This is a genomic window from Pseudomonas sp. VI4.1 (assembly GCF_002029345.1).
In the GTDB taxonomy this organism is placed as follows: Bacteria; Pseudomonadota; Gammaproteobacteria; order Pseudomonadales; family Pseudomonadaceae; genus Aquipseudomonas.
The window spans coordinates 72309-78693 of sequence record NZ_MULM01000162.1; the positions used below are offsets into that span (position 1 = coordinate 72309).

6 protein-coding genes are annotated in these 6385 nt (G+C 62.7%); 5 read left to right on the plus strand and 1 reads right to left on the minus strand.

The features are described from left to right. The first annotated feature begins 12 nt into the window (after positions 1 to 12). The 4 genes from BZ163_RS18975 to BZ163_RS18990 all read left to right on the plus strand — a co-directional run bounded on the left by BZ163_RS18975 (position 13) and on the right by BZ163_RS18990 (position 4175). Entirely contained in the window at positions 13 to 633 is a 621-nt protein-coding gene (locus BZ163_RS18975) for a 2-dehydro-3-deoxy-6-phosphogalactonate aldolase (RefSeq protein WP_128872187.1), read from the plus strand. A gap of 44 nt (positions 634 to 677) precedes the next feature. Then, positions 678 to 1826, plus strand: coding sequence for a galactonate dehydratase (dgoD, locus tag BZ163_RS18980; RefSeq protein WP_008152275.1), 1149 nt, complete (start codon positions 678 to 680; stop codon positions 1824 to 1826). A gap of 174 nt (positions 1827 to 2000) precedes the next feature. Beyond that, positions 2001 to 3311: an MFS transporter gene (locus tag BZ163_RS18985; RefSeq protein ID WP_128872188.1), complete on the plus strand. Its 1311-nt coding sequence runs from the start codon at positions 2001 to 2003 to the stop codon at positions 3309 to 3311. A gap of 60 nt (positions 3312 to 3371) precedes the next feature. Continuing rightward, a complete protein-coding gene (locus tag BZ163_RS18990) occupies positions 3372 to 4175 on the plus strand; it encodes an IclR family transcriptional regulator (RefSeq protein WP_128872189.1) in 804 nt (267 codons plus the stop codon). Here BZ163_RS18990 and BZ163_RS18995 read toward each other — a convergent pair. After that, positions 4172 to 5224, minus strand: coding sequence for an NAD(P)-dependent alcohol dehydrogenase (locus tag BZ163_RS18995; RefSeq protein WP_128872190.1), 1053 nt, complete (start codon positions 5222 to 5224; stop codon positions 4172 to 4174). The genes BZ163_RS18990 and BZ163_RS18995 overlap by 4 nt on opposite strands. A 191-nt stretch (positions 5225 to 5415) precedes the next feature. On the opposite strand from BZ163_RS18995, the gene BZ163_RS19000 reads away from it, so the two are divergent. Continuing rightward, on the plus strand, positions 5416 to 6306 hold the full coding sequence (locus tag BZ163_RS19000; protein WP_128872191.1) for an AraC family transcriptional regulator: 891 nt from the start codon (positions 5416 to 5418) through the stop codon (positions 6304 to 6306). Positions 6307 to 6385 lie beyond the last annotated feature (79 nt).

Sequence of the window (6385 nt, forward strand, 5' to 3'; positions counted from 1 at the left end):
TGGAGGTCTGACATGCTCAAGCAAGCACTGGCGCAAAACGGTCTGATCGCGATCCTGCGGGGCCTGCGCCCGCAAGAGGCGGCGGCCATCGGAGAAGTCCTGTATGCCGCCGGATTTCGCGTCATCGAGGTACCGCTCAATTCCCCTGAACCGTACGACAGTATCCGCATCCTGCGCAGCACCTTGCCTGCCGACTGCCTGATCGGCGCGGGCACGGTGCTGACGCCGGAGCAGGTCGGGCAAGTGAAAGCCGCAGGCGGCCAGGTGATCGTCATGCCCCACAGCGATCCCAAGGTGTTGCGTGCGGCGAAGGCCGCGGGGTTGTTCCTGTCGCCGGGTGTGGCGACGCCGACGGAAGCCTTTGCCGCATTGGCCGAGGGCGCCGACGTACTGAAGATGTTCCCGGCCGAGCAGATGGGGCCGGCCGTCGTCAAAGCCTGGCTCGCCGTACTGCCTGCCGGAACGATTCTGGCGCCGGTCGGCGGTATCACTCCGGACAACATGCAGGTGTTTATCGACGCGGGCGTCAAAGGCTTCGGCCTCGGTTCCGGTTTGTTCAAACCGGGCATGACGCCTGAAGAGGTGGCCGTTAACGCCAAGGCCTATGTGGCGGCCTGGAAAGCCCTTCGCTGAGACTGTCTGGCGCTGCGAGCGCTGCATCCAATAAGAGAGACAACATGAAAATCACCAAACTGACCACCTTCATCGTTCCACCGCGCTGGTGCTTTCTCAAGGTCGAAACCGACGAGGGCGTCACCGGTTGGGGCGAGCCTGTGGTCGAAGGTCGCGCCCACACGGTCGCGGCTGCCGTCGAAGAATTGTCCGACTACCTGATCGGCAAAGACCCACGCAACATCGAAGACATCTGGACCGTGCTCTACCGCGGCGGCTTTTACCGTGGCGGCGCGATTCACATGAGCGCGCTGGCCGGTATCGACCAGGCGCTGTGGGACATCAAAGGCAAGGCCCTGGGGGTGTCGGTCAGTGATTTGCTCGGCGGCCAGGTGCGCGACAAGATCCGCGTCTACTCCTGGATCGGCGGCGACCGGCCGGCGGACACCGCTCGCGCGGCGAAAGAAGCGGTCGAACGTGGTTTCACCGCGGTGAAAATGAACGGCACCGAAGAGCTGCAATTCCTCGATTCTTTCGAGAAGGTCGACCTGGCCCTGGCCAACGTCGCCGCCGTGCGCGACGCGGTGGGCCCGAACGTCGGGATCGGCGTCGACTTCCATGGCCGGGTGCACAAACCCATGGCCAAGGTGCTGATGAAGGAGCTCGATCCGTACAAACTGATGTTCATCGAAGAACCGGTGCTCAGCGAAAACTACGAAGCACTGAAGGAACTGGCGCCGTTGACCAGTACGCCGATTGCCCTGGGTGAGCGGCTGTTCTCGCGCTGGGATTTCAAGCGCGTGCTCAGCGAAGGCTACGTCGACATCATCCAGCCCGATGCTTCCCACGCCGGCGGCATCACCGAAACCCGCAAGATCGCCAACATGGCCGAAGCCTACGACGTGGCGCTGGCGCTGCATTGCCCGCTGGGCCCGATTGCGCTGGCGGCGTGCCTGCAGCTGGATGCGGTTTGCTACAACGCGTTCATCCAGGAGCAGAGCCTGGGCATCCACTACAACGAGAGCAACGACCTGCTGGATTACGTCAAGGATCCACGGGTGTTCGACTACGACAAAGGCTTCGTCAAGATCCCCAACGGCCCGGGCCTGGGGATCGAGATCAACGAGGAATACGTGATCGAACGCGCGGCGGTCGGCCACCGCTGGCGCAACCCGATCTGGCGCCATGCCGATGGCAGTTTTGCCGAGTGGTGAAATCTCACTGACCCACCGCAATCCCCCTGTAGGAGCTGGCTTGCCAGCGAAAGCGTCCTTTCAGTCACATCAATGCCGGATGTGCCGCCGTCTTCGCTGGCAAGCCAGCTCCTACAGGGGGGCAGCGCAAATCTTCAGCACGATCTCAATAAATATAAAAAGAGGCACCCCCCCATGCAACCGCAAACCCTCACCGGGCAGGCGTCGTTGGTGACGCCCAGTCGCAAGCGTTTTTTCATCATGGTCCTGCTGTTCATCACCGTGGTGATCAACTACCTGGACCGCAGCAACCTGTCGATTGCCGCCCCGGCGCTGACCAGCGAACTGGGGATCGATCCGATCCATGTCGGGCTGATCTTCTCTGCGTTCGGCTGGACCTACGCCGCCATGCAGATCCCCGGCGGCTGGCTGGTGGATCGCGTCCCGCCACGGATTCTCTACAGCGTCGCGCTGCTGCTGTGGTCGATCGCCACGGTGATGCTCGGCTTTGCTGCCAGCTTCATCGCGCTGTTCGTCCTGCGCATGGCGGTCGGTGCGCTGGAAGCGCCTGCCTATCCGATCAACAGCCGTGTGGTGACGACGTGGTTCCCTGAACGCGAGCGTGCCACCGCCATCGGTTTTTATACCTCCGGGCAATTTGTCGGCCTGGCATTCCTCACCCCGGTACTGGCCTGGTTGCAGCATCGATACGGCTGGCACATGGTGTTCGTCAGCACCGGTGCGGTGGGCATTCTCTGGGCGGTGATCTGGTACGCGGTGTATCGCGAGCCGCGGGATTTCAAGGGCGCCAACGCGGCTGAAATCGAGCTGATCCGCGAGGGCGGCGGGCTGGTGGATATTCAGGTCGAAACCGCCAAGGCCAAGGCGAAATTCAGTTGGACCGACCTCGGCGTCGTCCTCAGCAAACGCAAACTCTGGGGCATCTACCTCGGCCAGTTCTGCCTCAACTCGACACTGTGGTTTTTCCTGACGTGGTTCCCGACCTACCTGGTGAAATATCGCGGCATGGACTTCATCAAGTCCGGCCTGCTGGCATCGCTGCCGTTCCTCGCCGCCTTCGTCGGCGTGCTGTGTTCGGGGTTCTTCTCTGACTGGTTGATCCGGCGCGGCTACACGGTGGGTTTTGCCCGCAAGTTGCCGATCATCGGCGGCCTGTTGATTTCCACCTCGATCATCGGCGCCAACTTCGTCGAGTCGACCCCGCTGGTGATTGCCTTCCTCGCGCTGGCATTTTTCGGTAACGGGCTGGCCTCGATCACCTGGTCGCTGGTGTCGACCCTGGCCCCGGCCCGGTTGCTGGGACTGACCGGCGGGGTGTTCAACTTTATCGGCAACCTGTCGGCCATCACCACGCCCATCGTCATCGGTTTCCTCGCCACCGGTGATTCGTTCGCCCCGGCGATCACCTATATCTCGGTGCTGGCGTTGATTGGCGCGCTTTCCTACATCCTGCTGGTGGGCAAGGTCGAGCGTATCAAGTTGTAGTTGCAGGCGTCGGGCGACCATAATGCCGCCCGTTCACTCGCTCAACGGTAAAGGCTGGATATGCAGGAAGACGCCCCGAAAATCGCCAAGGACGCCGCGCCGACCGGCACCCAGACACTGCTGCGTGGCCTGGGTGTGGTGCAGGCGGTGGCCAGTGGTGCCCGTGATCTCAAGGAAATCGCCCGGCTGATCGGCACCACGCGCAGCACCACCCATCGTCTGGCCAGTTGTCTGGTGGATGAGCGTTACCTGCGGGTGGTGCCGCAAATCGGCTATCTGTTGGGGCCCAAGCTGATCGAACTGGGTTTCCAGGCGCGCGAAGAACTGCCCCTGGTGACCCTGGCCGGGCCGTACCTGGATGAGTTGTCGGCATTGACCGGCGACACCATCCACCTGGCGATTCGTGAAGGCGACGAGGTGCTCTATCTGCACAAGAATCCGGGGCGCAACGGCCCGGAAATGCGTTCGCGGGTCGGCCACCGCATGCCGTTGGCGCGTACCGGGATCGGCAAGGCGCTGATGCTGGATGACACGCAGGAAGAATGGCAGCGGCTGTACGAAGTCAGCCTGCCGGCAGGTGGGAAAAATCTATTCTGGCCGCAGCACCCGGAGCAGTCCTGGGAGCAGTTTCAGCAGCGCATGCTCGAGTATGTGACGGGCGGCTACGCCTTCGATCTGGAAGACAACGAACCGTCGATCCGCTGTGTGGCGGCGCCGATCCGCGATGCCTCCAGGCGCATTGTCGCTGGCATCAGCATCGCCAGCACCGTGCCCTACATGCCGCTGGAAAAAATGGCCGAGCTGATCCCTCTGATCAAGGGGGTCACAGCCCGGCTGTCTGCGGAGTTAGGCCTGAAGGTTTAGACCTTCAGCGTCGCCATGTCGATCACGAAGCGGTACTTCACATCACCGGCGATCATGCGGGTGTAAGCCTCGTTGATCTGGCGGATGTCGAGCATCTCGATGTCGCAAGTGATGTCGTGCTCGGCGCAGAAATCCAGCACTTCCTGGGTTTCGGCAATGCCACCGATCAGCGAGCCGGCCAATACGCGACGGCTCATCACCAGCTTGCCCGCATGCACCGGCGGCTCGACCGGTTCGATCAAGCCCACCAGAATGTGCACGCCGTCGAAACGCAGGGTGTCGAGGTAGGGGTTGAGGTCGTGCTGCACCGGGATGGTGTCCAGCAGGAAGTCGAAATGACCGGCCGCCGCCTTCATCTGTTCGGCATCGGTAGACACGATCACGTGGTCCGCGCCCTGACGGCGAGCTTCTTCGGCCTTGCTCGCCGAGCGGGTGAACAGCGTCACTTCGGCGCCCATGGCCTTGGCGAACTTGATGCCCATGTGGCCGAGGCCACCCATGCCGAGAATCCCGACTTTGTCTCCGGCCTTCACCCCGTAGTGCTTGAGCGGCGAGTAGGTGGTGATGCCGGCGCAGAGGATCGGCGCGGCGCTGGCCAGGTCGAGTTTTTCCGGGATGCGCACGACGAAGTGTTCGCTGACCACGATGCTGTCGGAATAGCCGCCCATGGTGTTGCTGCCATCGATCCGGTCCGGGGTGGCGTAGGTCATGGTCGGACCTTCGAGGCAGTATTGCTCGAGATTCGACTGGCAGGCTTCGCAGCTGCGGCAGGAATCGACCATGCAGCCGACACCGACCAGGTCGCCGACCTTGTGTCGGGTGACATTCGCACCGATGGCGGTCACTTTGCCGACGATCTCGTGGCCGGGCATCAGTGGGTAAACTGCAATGCCCCACTCGTTGCGTGCCTGGTGGATGTCGGAATGGCAAACGCCGCAGTACAGAATGTCGATGGCAACGTCGTCGGCCCGAGGGCTGCGGCGCTCGAATTTCACGGGGGCGAGGGGCGTGGTGGCCGATTGGGCGGCATATCCGATGGCGGTGTACATGAGGAACCTCGCAGAGCAGTGACAGGTGAGGGGGTGAATTCTGGGCGCCGGACCCACGCCCGGCCATGGCGATTCCTCCGGGTGTCATGCCTATTCCTCCGGCATGCGCCTCGAAGGAGACGCATTGGCCAGCAGACCTGCGATGATGCTTTCATCCCGATTTCCGCGACTTTTTCCGTGAAGAGCTGCCCATGCTGTTGACCCGTCATCTCGATGCCAATGCCACCCTGGTTTCATTGATCCAGCCGCTGACCACTCGTGATGGTTTCGCGCCCACCGCATTGCCGGGTGTGCAGGTGCTGCGCGCCAGTTGTGATGTGGCCCGTGGCCCGCAGATCTACGAGCCGAGCCTGGTGATCATCGCCCAGGGCAGCAAACTGGCGTATCTGGGGCCCCGTACGCTGGAGTACGGCGCCGGGCATTATCTGATCCAGGCACTGCCGGTGCCGTTCGAGTGCGAGACGTTTTCGGCACCGGATGGGCCCATGCTCGGGGTGTCCATCGCCATCGACCGGGTGCTGCTTGGTGAGTTGGTGTTGGCCATGGGGCTGGTGTCGGGACGCACGATTGCGGCGCAGACGCCGGAGTCCATGACCTCTGCGGTGCTCGATGACGCGATGCGTGGCTGTGTGGAACGGCTGCTGCGTTGCCTGCACGATCCGCTGGAATGCCAGGTGATGGGGCAGGCCCGATTGCGCGAGTTGTTGTTCGTCGCCTTGCGCGGACCGCAAGCCGATGTGTTGCGGGCACTGGTCGAGCAGCAGGGACAGTTCGCCCGGATCGCGGCATCGCTCAGTCATCTGCATGCGCATTACACCGAGCCGTTGAACGTCGAAACCCTGGCCGGTTGCGCGAACATGAGCGCGTCGACCTTTCACGAGCATTTCAAGCGCAGCACCTTGTTGTCGCCTGTGCAGTACTTGAAGCGCCTGCGCCTGCTCAAGGCGCAGACCTTGCTGGTGGCCGAGGGGCTGGGCGTGGCGCAGGTGGCGCATCGGGTGGGATATCAGAGCACGTCGCAGTTCAGTCGCGAGTACAAGCGCTACTTCGAGCGCAATCCCGGCGACGAACGCGCCGCCTGATGCACCGCAGATCCCCCCTGTAGGAGCTGGCTTGCCAGCGAAGGCGGTGGGCCAGCCAGCATCTATATGACTGACACAC

What these genes read in the sequence shown, in the direction of transcription:
- BZ163_RS18975 (WP_128872187.1), top strand. Translation starts at nt 13, where the DNA reads ATGCTCAAGCAAGCACTGGCGCAAAACGGTCTGATCGCGATCCTGCGG.
- BZ163_RS18995 (WP_128872190.1), bottom strand. Translation starts at nt 5,224, where the DNA reads ATGTACACCGCCATCGGATATGCCGCCCAATCGGCCACCACGCCCCTC.
- BZ163_RS18990 (WP_128872189.1), top strand. Translation starts at nt 3,372, where the DNA reads ATGCAGGAAGACGCCCCGAAAATCGCCAAGGACGCCGCGCCGACCGGC.
- BZ163_RS18985 (WP_128872188.1), top strand. Translation starts at nt 2,001, where the DNA reads ATGCAACCGCAAACCCTCACCGGGCAGGCGTCGTTGGTGACGCCCAGT.
- BZ163_RS19000 (WP_128872191.1), top strand. Translation starts at nt 5,416, where the DNA reads ATGCTGTTGACCCGTCATCTCGATGCCAATGCCACCCTGGTTTCATTG.
- dgoD (WP_008152275.1), top strand. Translation starts at nt 678, where the DNA reads ATGAAAATCACCAAACTGACCACCTTCATCGTTCCACCGCGCTGGTGC.